An 849-nucleotide genomic window follows, 5' to 3' on the forward strand; every position below is an offset into this window, starting at 1 on the left:
CGGATGCGCTTTTTCTCACTCCTCAAACGGTGACCGGGCAAATCAAAGCGCTTGAAGAGCGGATGAAAGGCAAGTTAACCAAGCGAAACGGCCGTACTGTCGAACCAACAGAACTCGGACAATTGGTCTTCAAATATGCGGATCGTATGTTTGGTTTAAGCTATGAGATGCTTGATATTGTGAACTACAGTCAGCACTCCAATATTTTGTTTGAAGTTGGTGTCGCCGATGCGCTGTCAAAACGGCTAGTTAGTAAAGTGCTGATGACAACCGTACCTGAAGACAACAGTATCCACTTACGTTGTTACGAGTCGACGCACGAACTGTTATTAGAACGGCTATCGCAGCACAAGTTGGATATGATTCTTTCTGATTGCCCGGTGGACTCGACGCAAAGCCCAGGCCTTTATAGTAAGAAGCTTGGCGAGAGTAGCATGAGTTTCTTTGCATCTTCTGACATTCCAGACGTGAAGTTCCCTGAAATTTTGGAAAAGAAAAAGCTGTTGATCCCAGCAAGTCGAACGGCGATGGGGCGAAAAGTCATTCAATGGTTTGATCGCCAAGGATTACAACCTGATGTCTTGGGAGAGTTTGATGATGTCGCGTTGATGAAAGCCTTTGCGAGATACCGTGATGATGTGATCTTTTTGGCGCCGACGGTTTACATGTCAGAAATCGAAGATGACCGCAGCTTGCAGTTGATCGGTCATGTTGAGGATTTGAAAGAAGAGTATTACGTTATTTTTGCCGAGCGAATGATTCAGCATCCTGCGGTAAAAAACGTATGTGATGCTGATTTCAGTCAAATGTTTGAGTAAACCCGTATCGTTGCTCAAATAAATAGATTAC

At 44.6% G+C, this 849-nt stretch carries 1 protein-coding gene; it reads left to right on the forward strand.

Features of this window, described 5'->3' with window-relative positions; translation table 11 throughout:
• Positions 1–818: transcriptional activator NhaR (gene nhaR / locus R7P74_RS25595; protein ID WP_318123450.1), on the forward strand; the 818-nt coding region annotated here is incomplete at its 5' end.
• Positions 819–849: the final 31 nt, after the last annotated feature.

The organism is Vibrio sp. 2033 (assembly GCF_033339735.1).